This window comes from Pseudomonas bijieensis, from assembly GCF_013347965.1.
Lineage (GTDB): Bacteria > Pseudomonadota > Gammaproteobacteria > Pseudomonadales > Pseudomonadaceae > Aquipseudomonas > Aquipseudomonas bijieensis.
Window position 1 is genome coordinate 3,444,041 of record NZ_CP048810.1, and the last position, 16,507, is coordinate 3,460,547.

Annotated in this window: 15 protein-coding genes and 2 pseudogenes; 12 read left to right on the forward strand and 5 right to left on the reverse strand. The window is 62.0% G+C overall.

Annotated elements, in window-relative coordinates:
• Positions 1–98: 98 nt before the first annotated feature.
• The 11 genes and pseudogenes from urtA (at position 99) to ureC (ending at position 10,320) form a co-directional block, all read left to right on the forward strand.
• Complete coding sequence (urtA, locus tag GN234_RS15070; RefSeq protein ID WP_025211599.1) at positions 99–1,364, forward strand: urea ABC transporter substrate-binding protein; 1,266 nt, start codon at positions 99–101, stop codon at positions 1,362–1,364.
• A 159-nt stretch (positions 1,365–1,523) separates the two neighbouring features.
• On the forward strand, positions 1,524–3,026 hold the full coding sequence (urtB, locus tag GN234_RS15075; protein ID WP_116834065.1) for an urea ABC transporter permease subunit UrtB: 1,503 nt from the start codon (positions 1,524–1,526) through the stop codon (positions 3,024–3,026).
• Positions 3,026–4,105 (forward strand): urea ABC transporter permease subunit UrtC, encoded by a 1,080-nt coding sequence (gene urtC / locus GN234_RS15080; RefSeq protein ID WP_109752212.1) that lies wholly within the window; start codon positions 3,026–3,028, stop codon positions 4,103–4,105. The genes urtB and urtC overlap by 1 nt, the downstream gene beginning before the upstream one ends.
• Positions 4,102–4,971 (forward strand): urea ABC transporter ATP-binding protein UrtD, encoded by an 870-nt coding sequence (gene urtD, locus GN234_RS15085; RefSeq protein ID WP_134922663.1) that lies wholly within the window; start codon positions 4,102–4,104, stop codon positions 4,969–4,971. Before urtC ends, urtD begins: the two co-directional genes overlap by 4 nt.
• 167 nt (positions 4,972–5,138) lie before the next feature.
• Complete coding sequence (gene urtE / locus GN234_RS15090; protein ID WP_109752210.1) at positions 5,139–5,837, forward strand: urea ABC transporter ATP-binding subunit UrtE; 699 nt, start codon at positions 5,139–5,141, stop codon at positions 5,835–5,837.
• A 30-nt stretch (positions 5,838–5,867) separates the two neighbouring features.
• Positions 5,868–6,720 (forward strand): annotated as a pseudogene (locus GN234_RS15095) (urease accessory protein UreD).
• Positions 6,721–6,873: 153 nt separating this feature from the next.
• A pseudogene (gene ureA / locus GN234_RS15100) lies at positions 6,874–7,177 on the forward strand (urease subunit gamma).
• Positions 7,178–7,186: 9 nt separating this feature from the next.
• Positions 7,187–7,720, forward strand: coding sequence for a GNAT family N-acetyltransferase (locus GN234_RS15105; protein ID WP_109752207.1), 534 nt, complete (start codon positions 7,187–7,189; stop codon positions 7,718–7,720).
• Positions 7,721–7,727: 7 nt separating this feature from the next.
• Positions 7,728–8,261, forward strand: coding sequence for a GNAT family N-acetyltransferase (locus GN234_RS15110; protein ID WP_109752206.1), 534 nt, complete (start codon positions 7,728–7,730; stop codon positions 8,259–8,261).
• A complete protein-coding gene (locus GN234_RS15115; RefSeq protein ID WP_003186307.1) occupies positions 8,258–8,566 on the forward strand; it encodes an urease subunit beta in 309 nt (102 codons plus the stop codon). Before GN234_RS15110 ends, GN234_RS15115 begins: the two co-directional genes overlap by 4 nt.
• Positions 8,567–8,619: 53 nt before the next feature.
• Complete coding sequence (gene ureC / locus GN234_RS15120; RefSeq protein ID WP_092443963.1) at positions 8,620–10,320, forward strand: urease subunit alpha; 1,701 nt, start codon at positions 8,620–8,622, stop codon at positions 10,318–10,320.
• Between the two features lie 140 nt (positions 10,321–10,460).
• Here ureC and GN234_RS15125 read toward each other — a convergent pair whose 3' ends face one another.
• Both GN234_RS15125 and GN234_RS15130 read right to left on the reverse strand, forming a co-directional pair.
• Positions 10,461–10,760 (reverse strand): chaperone modulator CbpM, encoded by a 300-nt coding sequence (locus tag GN234_RS15125; RefSeq protein WP_163855514.1) that lies wholly within the window; start codon positions 10,758–10,760, stop codon positions 10,461–10,463.
• 50 nt (positions 10,761–10,810) lie between these two features.
• The gene (locus tag GN234_RS15130; RefSeq protein WP_176688718.1) at positions 10,811–11,749 is read right to left on the reverse strand and encodes a DnaJ C-terminal domain-containing protein; all 939 of its coding nucleotides are present in this window, start codon (positions 11,747–11,749) and stop codon (positions 10,811–10,813) included.
• Between the two features lie 296 nt (positions 11,750–12,045).
• Here GN234_RS15130 and GN234_RS15135 point away from each other — a divergent pair, with 296 nt between their 5' ends.
• Positions 12,046–13,320 carry an Hsp70 family protein gene (locus GN234_RS15135; protein WP_109752202.1) on the forward strand — a complete coding sequence of 425 codons (1,275 nt, stop codon included), beginning with the start codon at positions 12,046–12,048 and terminating at the stop codon, positions 13,318–13,320.
• A gap of 133 nt (positions 13,321–13,453) precedes the next feature.
• Here GN234_RS15135 and GN234_RS15140 read toward each other — a convergent pair whose 3' ends face one another.
• From GN234_RS15140 to GN234_RS15150, 3 genes are all read right to left on the reverse strand, one after another.
• Positions 13,454–14,467 (reverse strand): AI-2E family transporter, encoded by a 1,014-nt coding sequence (locus GN234_RS15140; protein ID WP_109752201.1) that lies wholly within the window; start codon positions 14,465–14,467, stop codon positions 13,454–13,456.
• A gap of 217 nt (positions 14,468–14,684) precedes the next feature.
• Positions 14,685–14,975, reverse strand: a complete 291-nt coding sequence (locus GN234_RS15145; protein WP_116834059.1) for a PsiF family protein — start codon at positions 14,973–14,975, stop codon at positions 14,685–14,687.
• Between the two features lie 375 nt (positions 14,976–15,350).
• Complete coding sequence (locus GN234_RS15150) at positions 15,351–16,373, reverse strand: IS110 family RNA-guided transposase (RefSeq protein WP_176688516.1); 1,023 nt, start codon at positions 16,371–16,373, stop codon at positions 15,351–15,353.
• Between the last annotated feature and the right edge of the window lie 134 nt (positions 16,374–16,507).

Consider the following 16,507-nt stretch of genomic DNA (forward strand, 5'->3'; position numbering starts at 1 on the left):
CAAAGCCTTCCCCCGACCGGGCACACCCCTTGCAAAAGCACCTTCAGCGTTTGCATCTGCCCTCGAAAAAAAACTCATAAGTCCACGGAGATCGCACAATGAAGCGTCGTAGCTTGATCAAGGCTTTTACACTCTCGGCAAGCATTGCCGCGATGGGCATGGCCTGGACCGTCCAGGCCGCCGAGACCATCAAGGTTGGCATCTTGCATTCGCTGTCCGGCACCATGGCGATCTCCGAGACGTCCCTCAAGGACATGGCGCTGATGACCATCGACGAGATCAACGCCAAGGGTGGTGTGAACGGTAAGAAGCTCGAAGCGGTGGTCGTGGACCCGGCGTCGAACTGGCCGCTGTTCGCGGAAAAGGGCCGTCAGTTACTGACCCAGGACAAGGTCGCGGTGGTGTTCGGCTGCTGGACGTCGGTGTCGCGCAAGTCGGTGTTGCCGGTGTTCGAAGAGCTCAACGGCCTGCTGTTCTACCCGGTGCAATACGAAGGCGAAGAGATGTCGCCGAACGTGTTCTACACCGGTGCCGCGCCGAACCAGCAGGCGATTCCAGCGGTGGAATACCTGATGAGCGAAGAAGGCGGCAGTGCCAAACGCTACTTCCTGCTGGGCACCGACTACGTCTACCCGCGCACCACCAACAAGATCCTGCGCTCGTTCCTGCACTCCAAAGGTGTGGCGGACAAAGACATCGAAGAGGTCTACACCCCGTTCGGCCACAGCGACTACCAGACCATCGTGGCCAACATCAAGAAGTTCTCGGCCGGCGGCAAGACTGCGGTCATTTCCACGGTCAACGGCGACTCCAACGTGCCCTTCTATAAAGAACTGGCGAACCAAGGCCTGAAGGCCACCGACGTACCGGTCGTGGCCTTCTCGGTGGGCGAAGAGGAACTGCGCGGCATCGATACCAAACCGCTGGTGGGCAACCTGGCGGCATGGAACTACTTCGAGTCCGTGGATAACCCGGCAAACAAGAAATTCGTCGACTCCTGGAAAGCCTACGCCAAGGCCAAGAACCTCCCAGGCGCCGATAAAGCGGTGACCAACGACCCGATGGAAGCCACTTATGTCGGCATCCACATGTGGGCGCAAGCGGTGGAAAAAGCCAAGTCCACCGACGTCGACAAAGTCCGCGAAGCCCTGGCCGGCCAGACCTTCGCCGCACCGTCGGGCTACACCCTGACCATGGACAAGACCAACCACCACCTGCACAAGCCGGTGATGATCGGCGAGATCCAGGCCGACGGTCAGTTCAACGTGGTCTGGCAGACCGAAGGCCCGATCCGCGCCCAACCGTGGAGCCCCTTCATCGCCGGCAACGACAAGAAGCCTGACTATGCAGTGAAGAGCAACTGAGCCCATGGGTGTCGGTCCCGGATCCCGGAACCGACACACAACCCTTGTGAGAGGAGCCTGCTCGCGATAGCGGTGGGTCAGCCAGAAAGATGTGACTGACACACCGCTATCGCGAGCAGGCTCGCTCCCACAGAAAGAAGTTCGCGCAAGGCCTAGCATATGCCCACCGCCCTTTACCGCCTCATCCTCGCCCTGGTGCTGCTGTTGCCACTGGAGGCCCACGCCGGCGACGCCGAAGACTTCGTCGCCGCCAACCCGACCCAGCAGGCCAAGCTCCTAGAAACCTGGGCCGCGCAGCCCGAGCCGGAGCGTGTCGAACTGATCAATGCCTTGCAGCAAGGCCAGTTGACCGTCGATGGCCAGCCCAAGACCCTGCGCCTGAACAACCGCTTGCGCGGGCTGATCGAAACCGCCCTGGCCAGCCATCAACTGCTCGCTGTCGATGCTCGCGTACGCCTGGGCGCCGCGCAGCAATTGCAAAAAAGCGCCCGTCCGGCGCAACTGGCCTTTCTCGATCGGCAACTGGCCGGCGAGCAGGACGAAGACGTACACGCCGCCCTGAGCCTGGCCCTGGCGAACCTGCAACTGGTGGATGCCAACCCAAGCGTGCGCCTGGCCGCCGTGCGGTTGCTGGGAGAAACCGGCGATCCGCTGGCCCGCACCCGCCTCGAAGGTTTGCTCGAACCCGGCGTCGAAACCGATGCCAGCGTACGCACCGCTGCGGAAACCAGCCTCAGCCAGGTCAAACGCAAACTGCTGGTGGGCGAGTTGTTGGGCCAGGCCTTCAGCGGCATGTCCCTGGGTTCGATCCTGCTGCTCGCCGCCCTCGGCCTGGCAATCACCTTTGGCCTGCTGGGGGTGATCAACATGGCCCACGGCGAAATGCTCATGCTCGGCGCCTATTCCACGTATGTGGTGCAGATGCTGTTCCAGCGCTTCGCCCCGAACGCCATCGAGTTCTACCCGCTGATCGCCCTGCCGGTGGCGTTTTTCATCACCGCCGCCATCGGCATGGCCCTGGAGCGCACGGTAATTCGCCACCTCTACGGGCGCCCACTGGAAACCCTGCTCGCCACCTGGGGCATCAGCCTGATGCTGATCCAACTGGTGCGCCTGGTGTTCGGCGCGCAGAACGTCGAAGTCGCCAACCCGGCCTGGCTGTCGGGCGGGATCCAGGTGTTGCCCAACCTGGTGCTGCCATACAACCGCATCGTGATCATCGCCTTCGCCCTGTTCGTAGTGGCGCTGACCTGGCTGTTGCTGAACAAGACCCGCCTGGGCCTGAACGTCCGCGCCGTCACCCAGAACCGTAACATGGCTGCCTGCTGTGGCGTGCCCACCGGTCGCGTGGACATGCTCGCCTTCGGCCTCGGCTCGGGCATCGCCGGGCTCGGGGGCGTGGCCCTGAGCCAGATCGGCAACGTCGGCCCCGACCTGGGCCAGAGCTACATCATCGACTCGTTCCTGGTGGTGGTGCTCGGCGGCGTCGGCCAGTTGGCTGGTAGTGTGTTCGCCGCGTTCGGCCTGGGCATCGCCAACAAGATTCTCGAACCGCAGATCGGCGCCGTGCTCGGCAAGATCCTGATCCTCGCGCTGATCATTCTGTTCATCCAGAAGCGTCCGCAAGGCCTCTTCGCGCTCAAAGGACGGGTAATCGACTGATGAACCAGCCCCTGATGCTCACGGCCACGCAAAAGGCCGGCCCCAAAGTCACCCTCGCCGTCGGCGCGGTGATCCTGGCAGTGCTGCTGAGCCTGCCGTTGCTGTCGTTGCTGGCGGCGGACAATCCGTTGCACGTCTCGGCCTATACCCTGACCCTGGTGGGCAAGATTCTCTGCTACGCCATCGTCGCCCTCGCCCTGGACCTGGTCTGGGGCTACGCCGGCCTGCTCTCCCTCGGTCATGGCCTGTTCTTCGCCCTGGGCGGCTACGCCATGGGCATGTACCTGATGCGCCAGGCGGCCGGGGATGGCTTGCCGGCGTTCATGACCTTTTTGTCGTGGACCGAATTGCCCTGGTACTGGGCCGGCACCGACAGCTTCCTCTGGGCCATGTGCCTGGTGGTGCTGGCGCCGGGGTTGCTGGCGCTGGTGTTCGGTTTCTTCGCCTTCCGCTCGCGGATCAAGGGCGTGTATTTCTCGATCATGACCCAGGCCCTGACCTTCGCCGGAATGCTGCTGTTTTTTCGCAACGAAACCGGGTTTGGCGGCAACAACGGCTTCACCAACTTCCGCTCGATCCTGGGGTTTGGCATCACCGAACCGGGCACCCGGGCGGTGTTGTTCCTCGCCACGGTAGTGTTGCTGGTGGCGAGCCTGTTCATCGGCTGGCGCCTGGCCCGCAGTAAATTCGGTCGTGTGCTGACCGCCCTGCGCGACGCGGAAAACCGCCTGATGTTCTGCGGCTACGATCCCCGTGGCTTCAAGCTGTTCGTCTGGGTGTTGAGTGCGGTGTTGTGCGGCCTGGCAGGCGCGTTGTACGTGCCGCAGGTGGGCATCATCAACCCCAGCGAAATGTCGCCGACCAACTCCATCGAGGCGGCCGTATGGGTCGCACTGGGCGGGCGCGGCACGCTGATCGGACCGCTGCTGGGCGCCGGCGTGGTCAATGGCATGAAGAGCTGGTTCACCGTGGCCTTTCCTGAGTACTGGCTGTTTTTCCTCGGTGCGCTGTTCATCGTCGTGACGCTGTATCTGCCCAAGGGCGTGATCGGCCTGCTGAAGAAAAGAGGTGAACAATGAGAATTACAGCGAGTGCCGAATTCATGCTCGAACCCGCTTTTTTTCCGCCCGAACCCAACCAGGACGCCGGCAGCAGCCGCGACGCCATCGGCCTCGGCCAAGCGGCGGGCGTTGGCCTGAACACCCGTCACGGCACCATCCTGACCCTGGAAGACATCAGCGTCAGCTTCGATGGCTTCAAGGCCTTGAACGATCTGAACCTGTACATCGGCGTCGGCGAATTGCGCTGCATCATCGGCCCCAACGGCGCGGGCAAGACCACGCTGATGGACGTGATCACCGGCAAGACCCGGCCCAGCCATGGCAAGGCCTGGTTCGGCGAAACCCTGGACCTGACCAGCATGAGCGAGGTGCAGATCGCCCAGGCCGGCATCGGTCGCAAGTTCCAGAAGCCCACGGTGTTCGAAGCCCTGAGCGTGTTCGAAAACCTGGAGCTGGCGCTCAAGACCGACAAATCGGTGTGGGCCAGCCTGCGGGCCAAACTCACTGGCGAGCAACACGCGCGCATCAGCGAAGTGCTGGAGACCATTCGCCTCACGACATCGGTCAATCGCGCCGCCGGGTTGCTGTCCCACGGGCAGAAGCAGTTCCTGGAGATCGGCATGCTGCTGGTGCAGGACCCGCAACTGTTGCTGCTCGACGAACCGGTGGCAGGCATGACCGACGCAGAAACCGAGTTCACCGCCGAGCTGTTCAAATCCCTGGCGGGCAAGCATTCGCTGATGGTAGTGGAACACGACATGGGCTTCGTCGGCGCGATTGCCGACCACGTCACCGTGTTGCACCAGGGCAGTGTGCTGGCCGAAGGGTCGCTGGAACAGGTGCAGGACAATGAGCGGGTGATCGAGGTGTACCTCGGTCGCTAGCCCTGCAAACACATTCCCCCTGTGGGAGCGGGCCTGTGGGAGCAAAGCTTGCTCGCGATGAACGATAACGCGGTCCTTCCGATGGACCGAGGTGCCGCTGTCGCGAGCAAGCTTTGCTCCCACAGAAAGCCATTGTTCCCACAAGGGACTTGAGGAGAATCTGGAACATGCTGCAAGTCGACAAGCTGCACCAATACTACGGCGGTAGCCACATCCTGCGCGGCCTGTCGTTTGACGTGAAGGTCGGCGAAGTTACGTGCCTGCTGGGGCGCAACGGCGTGGGCAAGACCACCCTGCTCAAATGCCTGATGGGCCTGCTGCCGGCCAAGGAAGGCGCGGTGAATTGGGAAGGCAAGGCCATCACCGCGTTCAAACCACACCAACGGGTGCACGCTGGCATCGCCTACGTGCCTCAAGGCCGGGAGATTTTCGGGCGGCTAACAGTGGAAGAAAACCTGCTGATGGGCCTGTCGCGCTTCCCCGGTTCCGAGGCCAAGGAAGTGCCGGCGTTCATCTACGAGCTGTTTCCGGTGCTGTTGCAGATGAAACAACGCCGTGGCGGTGACCTGTCCGGTGGCCAGCAACAGCAGCTCGCCATTGGCCGGGCCCTGGCGAGCCGTCCACGCCTGCTGATTCTCGACGAGCCCACCGAGGGCATCCAGCCCTCGGTGATCAAGGAGATCGGCGCGGTGATCAAGAAACTGGCGGCCCGGGGCGACATGGCGATTTTGCTGGTGGAGCAGTTCTACGACTTCGCCGCCGAACTGGCCGATCAGTACCTGGTGATGTCCCGGGGCGAGATCGTGCAGCAGGGGCGCGGAGAAAATATGGAAGCCGAGGGTGTGCGCGGGCTGGTTACGATCTAGTCTGTAGCGTCCTGACGATAATCAGAAATCATGAATCTACCTGTCTCATTACTGGCCCCTTCTGCGGTGTTCACCCCCAGTTGGCATGCCGAGCTGGATCTGGGTTACGCCCGCTTTGGCGATTGCACGCGCCCGGTCCAGCGGCGGCACAAAGGCCCGCTGCGGGTGCAGAAGCACCTGTACGCCGAAGGCCCCGAGGTGTGCCAGCACATCATCGTCCACCCGCCTGGCGGGATTGCCGGCGGTGACCGCCTGGACATCTCGGCCCACGTCGGCCCTGGCGCCTGGGCGCAACTGACCAGCCCCGGCGCGGCCAAGTGGTATCGCGCCGCCGGCCCGGCGTATCAACAACTGAGCCTCAGCATCGCCCCCGGCGCAACCCTGGAATGGCTGCCCCAGGAAACCATCGTCTTCAGCGCGGCCCAGGCCGAACTGAGCACGAGCATCGACCTGCAGGGCGATGGGCGGCTGTTCTACTGGGACATGGTTGCCCTCGGCCGACCGGCCAGCGGCGAGCGGTTCGACCTGGGGCATTTCCAGTCGCGGCTGGACATTCGCCGCGACGGCCAGTTGCTGTGGCATGAGCGCCAGCGCATTGTGGGCGGTGATGGGTTGTTGGACTCGCCCATCGGCCTGGGCGGCGACCCGGTGTTCGCTACGTTGTTGGTGACCGGCGAAATCGACAGCGAGCTGCTGGAGCAATGCAGATCCCTGGGCCATGACGTGCGTGGGGATTTGACGCAATTGCCCGGGCTGGTCGTGGCCCGCTGCCTGGCGAGCGAGGCGTTGCTGGCGCGGGGGGTGGTTGATTGAATTGTGGAGGCTTCTGCGCCCGGCAATGCTCGGTCGAGAGGCGGTACCTCCCAGAATCTGGAGCACCTGAATCCGCTGGTCCTGTGGGAGCGAGCCTGCTCGCGATAGCAATGGAACATTCACCATAAATGTTGACTGACACACCGCTATCGCGAGCAGGCTCGCTCCCACAGGGGCAGTATTCAAGGATCTGTAATTTTTACCTGCCTTTATTGGATTGCACATGGACCTGACCCCACGCGAAAAAAGACAAGCTGCTGATCTTCACCGCCGGCCTCGTCGCCGAACGGCGATTGGCCCGTGGCTTGAGGCTCAATTACCCGGAAGCCATGGCCTACATTTCCGCAGCCCTGCTCGAAGGCGCCCGTGACGGCCAGACCGTGGCCGAGCTGATGCATTACGGCACCACCCTGCTAAGCCGCGAACAGGTCATGGAAGGCATCCCGGAAATGATCCCGGAAATCCAGGTCGAGGCGACCTTTCCCGACGGAACCAAATTGGTCACCGTCCACCAGCCCATCGCCTGAGGCCGTGTCATGACCTATCACGTTCGTGACGCCCAGCCCGCCGACCTGCCGGCGATCCGTGACATCTATAACGACGCCGTCCTCAACACCACGGCGATCTGGAACGAACAGCCCGTGGACCTGGGCAACCGCCAGGCATGGTTCAGCGCCCGGCAAGCCCAGGGCTACCCGATACTGGTGGTCAGTGACCCCGAGGAGAACATGCTCGGCTACGCTTCATTCGGCGACTGGCGACCGTTCGACGGCTTCCGCCACACCGTGGAGCATTCGGTGTACGTGCGTAGTGACCAGCGCGGCAATGGCCTTGGCCCTCTATTGATGAGCGCTTTGATCGAGCGTGCCAGGGCCTGCGATAAACATGTCATGGTCGCCGCCATCGAAAGCGGTAACGCGGCCTCGATTCGCCTGCACGAGCGGGCCGGTTTCGTGATCACCGGGCAAATGCCCGAAGTGGGAACCAAGTTCGGTCGCTGGCTGGACCTGACCTTCATGCAATTGAACCTCAATCCCGGGGCGCTACCGCCTGCCGTCGATAAGGAGTGAAAAGCCAATGAACCCCGCCCAGTTGCGTCGAGTCCACGCCGAGAGCTTTGCGCATTATCGCCAGGGCCTGATCGATCTGTTGCTCGACGCCGTCGGGTACGGCGCCAGCGTGGGGTTCATGGCCGATCTCGATGCCGTCCAGGCCCGCGCCTATTTCGACGAGGTCCAGGCCAGCCTCAACCAAGGCCACCTGTTGCTGTGGGTGGTGGTCAAGGATGAACAGGTACAAGCCAGTGTCCAACTCGCCTTGTGCCAGAAACCCAACGGCCTCAACCGCGCCGAGGTACAGAAGCTGCTCGTGCGCGGCGAGGCTCGCCGTCGGGGCCTGGGCCAGCAATTGATGAGCGCCCTGGAACTCGGCGCCCGCCAACACAAACGTGGCCTGTTGTACCTCGACACCGAGGCCGGTTCCGAGGCCGAGGCATTCTACCGCGCCATGGGCTATACCCGCGTCGGTGAACTGCCCGACTACTGCCAGAGCCCGGACGGGACTTACACCCCGACCGCCATCTACTACAAGCTTTTGGGGCAACCGCAATGATTCCAGGCCAATACCAGGTCCAACCCGGCGACATCGAACTCAACGTCGGCCGCCGCACGCTCACGCTGAACGTCGCCAACAGCGGTGACCGGCCCATCCAGGTCGGTTCGCACTATCACTTTTTCGAAACCAACGACGCCCTGACCTTCGACCGCGCCGCCAGCCGTGGCATGCGCCTGAACATCCCGGCCGGCACGGCGGTGCGCTTCGAACCGGGCCAGAGCCGCGAGGTGGAACTGGTGGACCTGGCCGGGCATCGGCGGGTGTTCGGGTTTGCCGGGCGCGTCATGGGCGACCTGGACTGAAGCTCCCTCGCCACAATGGACTGCACACGACTTAAGAACCTCAAGGCAAGCACATGAAGATTTCGAGACAAGCCTACGCCGACATGTTCGGCCCCACCGTCGGCGACAAGGTCCGCCTGGCCGACACCGAGTTGTGGATCGAAGTGGAAAAGGACTTCACCACCTACGGCGAAGAAGTGAAATTCGGCGGCGGCAAGGTGATTCGCGACGGCATGGGCCAGAGCCAGTTGCTGGCCGCCGAGGTCGTCGATACCTTGATCACCAACGCGCTGATCATCGACCACTGGGGCATCGTCAAGGCCGATGTCGGCCTCAAGGACGGGCGCATCGCGGCCATCGGCAAGGCCGGCAACCCGGACATCCAGCCCGACGTGACCATCGCCATCGGCGCCAGCACCGAAGTGATCGCCGGCGAAGGCATGATCCTCACGGCTGGCGGCATCGACACCCACATTCACTTCATCTGCCCGCAGCAGATCGAAGAGGCGCTGATGAGCGGCGTCACCACCATGATCGGCGGCGGCACCGGCCCGGCCACCGGGACCAACGCCACCACGTGCACCTCCGGGCCATGGCACCTGGCGCGCATGCTCCAGGCCGCCGATGCCTTCCCGATGAACATCGGCTTCACCGGCAAGGGCAACGCCAGCCTGCCGGAGCCGTTGATCGAACAGGTCAAGGCCGGCGCCATCGGCCTGAAGCTGCACGAAGACTGGGGCACCACCCCGGCGGCTATCGACAACTGCCTGAGCGTGGCCGACCAGTACGACGTGCAGGTGGCGATCCACACCGACACCCTCAACGAATCCGGTTTCGTCGAAACCACCCTCGCCGCCTTCAAGGGCCGCACCATCCATACCTACCACACCGAAGGCGCCGGTGGCGGACATGCGCCGGACATCATCAAGGCCTGCGGTTTCCCCAACGTGTTGCCCAGCTCCACCAACCCGACCCGGCCGTTCACCCGCAACACCATCGACGAACACCTCGACATGCTGATGGTCTGCCATCACCTTGACCCGAGCATTGCCGAAGACGTGGCCTTCGCCGAGAGCCGCATCCGCCGCGAGACCATCGCCGCCGAAGACATTCTCCATGACCTGGGCGCGTTCTCGATGATCAGCTCCGACAGCCAGGCCATGGGCCGTGTCGGCGAAGTCATCACCCGCACCTGGCAAACCGCCGACAAGATGAAAAAGCAACGCGGCGCCTTGCCCGGTGACGGCGAAGGCAACGACAACTTCCGCATCAAACGCTACATCGCCAAGTACACCATCAACCCGGCGATCACCCACGGCATCAGCCATGAAGTGGGCTCCATCGAAGTGGGCAAGTGGGCCGACCTGGTGCTGTGGCGCCCGGCGTTCTTCGGCGTCAAACCGACGCTGATCCTCAAGGGCGGGGCCATTGCCGCCAGCCTGATGGGCGACGCCAACGCCTCGATCCCGACACCGCAGCCAGTGCACTACCGGCCGATGTTCGCCAGCTACGGCGGCTCACGACACGCCACCAGCCTCACCTTCATCAGCCAGGCCGCCGCCGAGGCCGGGTTGCCGGAACAGCTCGGGCTGAAGAAGAGAATCGCCGTGGTCAAGGGCTGCCGCGATGTGCAGAAGACCGACCTGATTCACAACGACTACTTGCCGAGCATCGATGTCGATCCGCAGACCTATCAGGTCAAGGCCGATGGGGTGTTGCTGTGGTGCGAACCGGCTGACGTGCTGCCGATGGCGCAGCGCTATTTTCTGTTTTGAATGGGGTGAGGACCTGAAAACAAGACTTGCGGGAGCAAAGCTTGCTCGCGATACAGGCGCCTCAACGCTTGAGGACCGAGTTGAATTCATCGAGGGCAAGCCTTGCTCCCAAAGATGGGCGCTTGCTCATTGATCGATTTTCACTCCACCAACCGCCCCAACCGCTGCTTGAGCATGCGATTTTCGCTGCGCAGTTGCTGCACCTCTTCCAATAAATCCAGGGCCAGGGCGACGCCTTCCCATTCCAACTCCAAGTCGTGCCGCAACTTCGCGGCACGCTTGGCCAAGACCAGTTCGTAATCGGTAAAGCGCCAATCCGTCGGGGCCGCGCCGTGGGGTTCGAGGATGCCATGCTCGACGATCTCGATAACATGGACATCCGCCAACGCGGCGGCCTCGCAGAATTCCGTCAGAGTCAGTTCAATGATCGGGTTGTTCATGGTCTGCTTCTCCCAATGCTTTAACTGTCGAGTCTAGCCCCTCAAGACAATCAGAAGTTCTCCCGCGGATCGAACGCAGCCTTCTTCGCCAGCTCCGCCCACAGCGCCTTGACCGCCTCGTCGTTGGCCTTGGGCATCACGGCCTTGAGCTGCACGAACAGGTAGCCGCGCTCGCCGGTCTTGTTGCGCAGGCCGTGGCCTTTGGCGCGCATGCGCTGGCCATTCTGGCTGCCGGCCGGGACCTTGAGGTTGATCTTGCCGGTCAGGGTCGGCATCGCCACTTCGGTGCCCAGTGCCAACTCCCACGGCGCCAGGGGCAAGGTGATGATCAGGTCCTGGCCTTCGACGTCGAACTTGGGGTGCGGCGCGAAACGAATGGTCAGGTACAGATCGCCATTGGCACCGCCGCCAATGCCGGGTGCACCCTGGCCTTTGAGGCGGATGCGTTCGCCGTCGGTCACGCCCAGCGGAATCTTCACGTTCAGGCTTTTGCTGGTGTTGCTCACATGCTGGCCGGCCGCGTTGTACTGCGGCACCTGGAAGCTGACTTTCTTCGACTCGCTCGAGAGGGTCTCTTCCAGGAAAATCGGTAGTTCCATTTCCACGTCTTGCCCTCGACGGCCGGCGCTGCGACCTGACTGTCCGCCACCGAAACCCGGCCCGCGATTGCCGAAGATCGAACTGAAGAAGTCCGAGAAATCCCCAGTGTCCTGCCCACCAAAACCGCCACGGCTCTGCCAGCCCGGCGGGCCCTGGAACGGCTGGCCGTGCTGGCCGTAGCGGCGCAGGTCATCGTATTCGGCGCGTTTGTCGGCGCTTTTCAGCGCTTCGTAGGCTTCGGAGACGTCCTTGAACTTGGTCTCGGCGTCCTTTTCCTTACTCACATCCGGGTGGTATTTGCGCGCCAGTTTGCGATAGGCGGCCTTGATCGTGGCGTCGTCAGCCGTCGGCTCCACACCCAGAATCTTGTAATAGTCTTTGAAGTCCATCGAAGGATCACCATCCGTTATCGATATCGCACCGCCACCCGCAGCATGCTCGTGATACAAGTCCTGAGGGTTTGACCGATCTCAAGGTTTGAGACCGGGCGGCGCTTCAGAAGTTTATCGGCAGCCGGTGGCGGTTCTTGCACCGCCCTGTGCTACCAGGCCCATGCCAGCAAGTTTGGGGGTATGAGGGCAGCTTTCAAGGCCAACGTTTACGAATTAGCGGATAACCGGCCTTCGAATCCGCGCCGCACTGACATACACTGCGCGGCCGTTTTTTCAACTGGAACCCGAAAGACATGAAAAACGCATCCCCGGCCCGTGCCTGCGGCATCGACTTTGGCACGTCCAACTCCACTGTCGGCTGGCTGCGCCCCGGCATGGAAACGTTGATCGCGCTGGAGGACGACAAGATCACCCTGCCCTCGGTGGTCTTTTTCAATCTCGAGGAGCGCCGTCCGGTGTATGGCCGCCTGGCCCTGCACGAATACCTGGAAGGCTACGAAGGCCGGCTGATGCGCTCGCTCAAGAGCCTGCTGGGCTCCAAGCTGATCAAGCACGACACCAGCGTGTTGGGCACGGCGATGCCGTTCAAGGATTTGCTGGGGTTGTTCATCGGCCAGTTGAAGAAACGCGCCGAAGCCACCGCCGGTCGGGAATTCGAAGAAGTGGTCCTGGGGCGCCCGGTGTTTTTCGTCGACGACGATGAACTGGCCGACCAGGAGGCAGAGAACACCCTGGTGGACGTCGCCCGTGCCATCGGCTTCAAGGAAGTCTCATTCCAGTACGAACCCATCGCGGCGGCCTTCGATTATGAATCGACCATCGAGAAGGAAGAGCTGGTGCTGATCGTCGACATCGGCGGTGGTACCTCGGACTTCTCCCTGGTGCGCCTGTCCCCCGAGCGTCGCACCCACGACAACCGTCACGCCGACATCCTCGCCACTGGCGGCGTGCACATCGGAGGCACCGATTTCGACAAGCAACTCTCGCTGGCCGGCCTGATGCCGCTGTTCGGCTACGGCAGCCGCATGAAAAGCGGCGCCTACATGCCCACCAGCCACCACATGAACCTGGCGACCTGGCACACCATCAACGCGGTGTACTCGCAGAAATCCACCCTGGCCCTGGGCAGCATGCGCTACGACATCGAAGACACTGGCGGCATCGACCGGCTGTTCAAGTTGATCGAACAGCGCGCCGGGCACTGGCTGGCGATGGAAGTGGAAGAAACCAAGATCCAGCTGACTCACAGCGACCAGCGCCACGTGCCACTGGACCGGATCGAGCCGGGCCTGAGCGTGGACCTGAGCAGAGCCTTGTTCGAGTCGGCCATCGACGGCTTGCTGGAACGGGTACGCGGCAGCGTCTCGCAGTTGCTCAACGATGCCAACGTGCGGGTCGATCAGGTCGACACGGTGTTCTTCACCGGCGGTTCCAGCGGCATCCCGGCGCTGCGCAACAGCGTCTCGGCAATGCTGCCCCAGGCGCGGCATGTGGAAGGCAATATCTTCGGCAGCATCGGCAGCGGGTTGGCGATCGAGGCGATGAAGCGCTACGGCACGCAGGCCTGATCCAAGACCGAGGCGCAGCTATCGCGAGCAGGCTCGCTCCCACACTTGACCGGGTTTCTTCAGAAGGAATGCCGTTGACTGTGGGAGCGAGCCTGCTCGCGATGGCGCCAGATCAGACGCCACACCCACCGGTTCAAACCATCCCCACCTGCTTCAACTCACTCTTCAAGTAAGCGTAGTAAATCGGCCCCGCCACCACCCCCGGCAGACCGAATGCCGCTTCGAACACCAGCATCGCCATGAGCAACTCCCAGGACTTGGCGCTGATCTGCCCGCCGACGATGCGGGCGTTGAGGAAGTATTCGAGCTTGTGGATCACGATCAGGTAACCCAGCGCCGCCACGGCGACCCAGATCGACAGCGACAGGCCGACAATGGTGATCAGCGTGTTGGACATCAGGTTGCCGATGACCGGCAGCAGTCCCAGCAGGAAAGTCATCACGATCAGGGTCTTGGTCAGCGGCAGTTTGATCCCGAATAGCGGCAGCACCACCGCCAGGAAGATCCCGGTGAAAAAGGTGTTGAGCAGGGAAATCTTGATTTGGGCGAAGACAATGTTGCGAAACGCCTTGACCAGCAAATTCAGGCGATCGAACAGCGCTGCGGCCAGGGGTTTGCGCTTGGTCAGGTCGGGGATGCGCTGCAAGGCAACGATGGCCCCCAGGACCATACCGATCAGCAGCGTCACGAACATGTGGGCCGCGTCCTTGCCCACCAGTTGCAGGTCGCTCAGGTGCTTGCTCACCCAGTCACCGATCGCCACGCGGAACTCGGCGGCGCTGGCTGGCAGGTAAGCGTCGATGAACGGCGGCAACTGTCCGCGGGCACGATCGACCACCGCCATGAACTTGTCCAGGGACGCGCCAGGGTTCTCCGCTTCATGCAGCAGGAAACTGAAGGCACCGGCGAAGATCAACGTCAGCACACTGACCACCAGCGTGCCCAGCAACGCCACCGCCAGCCAGCGAGCGCGGCGGCCTTCGATCAACCGTTGCAACTGCGGGGTGAGCATGTTGACCAGCTCGAACACCAGCAACCCGGCCAGCAGGCTCGGCAACAGGCGCAGCGGCAGCACCAGCAACAGCCCACCAAAAATGATCACCCAACTGATCACCAACAACACATGACGCTGAGAAAACGTTGGCATACAGCCTCAGGACAAAACGGCGTGAAAGGATCGGCAGTCTGCCAGCGATCCGCTGACAGCACTAGGGATTGTGTCGGCCGACCTTGGTCGCAGTTCAGGGGTTTTTTGTAACTTTTGCGCCGGCCATCGCGAGCAGGCTCGCTCCCACGATGGACCGAGCACGACAAATCCACTGTGGGAGCGGGCCTGCTCGCGATGAGGCCCCCGCAGGCGCCACTTACTTGTTCTTCAGGCAATCACTCATGAACGCCTTGCGGGCATCGCCCTTCAGGGCCTGGGTGGTGGCCGTGGCGTTGCAGGTCTTCATGCGTTCCTGGGGCGTGCTCGGCGCAGCAGGAGTGGCCTTGAGGCAGTTACTCATGAAGGCCTTGCGCTCGTCGCCCTTGAGCGCCTTGGCGGAGGCATCGGCGTTGCAGGTGGTCATCTTGGTCTGCTGCGCCGTCGCGGCGAAGCCCTGGGAACACAGCAGCAAACCAATCATCAACAAAGGCACACGAAGCATCTTCATGGTGTTTCTCCTGGCTGCCGCACGAGGGTACGGCGATGAAGTGCAGTGTAGACAAAGCCTGTTACACCTTCACCCGATTGATCCTCAGTGCCTGATATGCCGCTTTCGCGAGCAAGCCCGCTCCCACATCTATGGTTATCCCCTTTTCTGCAATACTGTTTTTGATGCGTGGTTGGCTTGCTTTCATCTATCCGGCGTCTGAGTGGGGTTGTGGCCCCGCGCCTCGATGAGAATCGATGCCCGACGATCCTAATTAATTGGACGGCCTTTCAGCCGTGTGGGAGCTCAGGGTTGTCGTCAGGCCGGTTGGCCGTTCACGTCATCAGTTATCCAGCATCGCAAAACCAGGTGGGTGGTGCTCGGATGACAGCAGGGTCAGGTGTTCATCGCAGCTGGCCCTGCATCGAATTCAGTGTGGTGTGCCGCAATCGCCCAAGCGATCCTCGCCATCTTATTGGCCAGCGCGCAGACCACATGGTTGGAGTGATGGTGGGCCAACAGCTGCCGGACCCAGTCCGCCAGCCAGCCTCTTTGGCGCTCCAGCTGCATTAAGTAGACTCGGGCACACTGGATGAGCAGACGCCTCTGATTCCGATCACCGCGCTTGCTGATGCCCAGCAGTACCGTCTTGTCGCCCGTGGAATGCTGTTTGGGCACCAGCCCGATTGAGGCCGCATAGTTTCGCCCGCACTTGAACTGTTTACCATCGCCCAACTCAGCAGCCAGGGCGCTGGAGGTGATCGGCCCGACACAGGGCATAGTCATCAAACGAGCCGCCAGATCATCTTCAGCGGCCTGGCTCTCCACGTCCTTGTCCAGTGTCTTGACCTGCTCATCCAGGTGGTTGAAGTGCTCATGCAGCTTCATCAGAATTTTGAAGCGTTCAGAAAGTGAACTCGCCTCCAGCCACGCCGGAAGCTCTTTGATGGATTTGAAGCCTGGGGCCAGGCTGATGCCCACCTCTAGAAGGGCGGCATGAATCCGATTGGCGGTCGCGGTGCGGTCTTTGATGAACGAATCGCGGGTCGAGTTGAGCATGGCTAGCGCCTGCTGAGCTTGGTTTTTTGGCGGCACAAAGCGCATCGTTGGGCGAGTCGCTGCCTCGCAGATCGCCTCGGCATCAGCGAAGTCGTTCTTGTTGCTCTTCACGTAAGGACGCACGAGATGAGGAGCAATGAGCTTGGGCGTATGTCCCAGCTTCGCGACCTCCTGCGCCATGAAGTGGGCTCCGCCACAAGCTTCCATCACGACGGTGCAAGGTTCGAGATTCGCCAGGTGTTGAGCGAGCGTCACTCGAGTAAATTTTTTGCGATAAAGCTCATGACCACGATCATCTTGAGCATGCAGGTGAAAGGAGTGTTTTCCCAAATCGATGGCGGCAATAGCTACTTTGTTCATGGCAACAGTCTCCGATGAGCCCCCTGCGAAAGCTTAGTGGGCGATCGCAGGGGGCGGTGGGGGTAGCCATTTCATTAGTTGACTGAGTTTCTCAGGAAGAATGCGATCAACTGTGGGAGCGAGCCTGCTCGCGA

Bases quoted from the DNA above. Each gene is read 5' to 3' on its own strand.
- urtA (WP_025211599.1), top strand. From the start codon at position 99: ATGAAGCGTCGTAGCTTGATCAAGGCTTTTACACTCTCGGCAAGCATT.
- urtB (WP_116834065.1), top strand. From the start codon at position 1,524: ATGCCCACCGCCCTTTACCGCCTCATCCTCGCCCTGGTGCTGCTGTTG.
- urtC (WP_109752212.1), top strand. From the start codon at position 3,026: ATGAACCAGCCCCTGATGCTCACGGCCACGCAAAAGGCCGGCCCCAAA.
- urtD (WP_134922663.1), top strand. From the start codon at position 4,102: ATGAGAATTACAGCGAGTGCCGAATTCATGCTCGAACCCGCTTTTTTT.
- urtE (WP_109752210.1), top strand. From the start codon at position 5,139: ATGCTGCAAGTCGACAAGCTGCACCAATACTACGGCGGTAGCCACATC.
- GN234_RS15105 (WP_109752207.1), top strand. From the start codon at position 7,187: ATGACCTATCACGTTCGTGACGCCCAGCCCGCCGACCTGCCGGCGATC.
- GN234_RS15110 (WP_109752206.1), top strand. From the start codon at position 7,728: ATGAACCCCGCCCAGTTGCGTCGAGTCCACGCCGAGAGCTTTGCGCAT.
- GN234_RS15115 (WP_003186307.1), top strand. From the start codon at position 8,258: ATGATTCCAGGCCAATACCAGGTCCAACCCGGCGACATCGAACTCAAC.
- ureC (WP_092443963.1), top strand. From the start codon at position 8,620: ATGAAGATTTCGAGACAAGCCTACGCCGACATGTTCGGCCCCACCGTC.
- GN234_RS15125 (WP_163855514.1), bottom strand. From the start codon at position 10,760: ATGAACAACCCGATCATTGAACTGACTCTGACGGAATTCTGCGAGGCC.
- GN234_RS15130 (WP_176688718.1), bottom strand. From the start codon at position 11,749: ATGGACTTCAAAGACTATTACAAGATTCTGGGTGTGGAGCCGACGGCT.
- GN234_RS15135 (WP_109752202.1), top strand. From the start codon at position 12,046: ATGAAAAACGCATCCCCGGCCCGTGCCTGCGGCATCGACTTTGGCACG.
- GN234_RS15140 (WP_109752201.1), bottom strand. From the start codon at position 14,467: ATGCCAACGTTTTCTCAGCGTCATGTGTTGTTGGTGATCAGTTGGGTG.
- GN234_RS15145 (WP_116834059.1), bottom strand. From the start codon at position 14,975: ATGAAGATGCTTCGTGTGCCTTTGTTGATGATTGGTTTGCTGCTGTGT.
- GN234_RS15150 (WP_176688516.1), bottom strand. From the start codon at position 16,373: ATGAACAAAGTAGCTATTGCCGCCATCGATTTGGGAAAACACTCCTTT.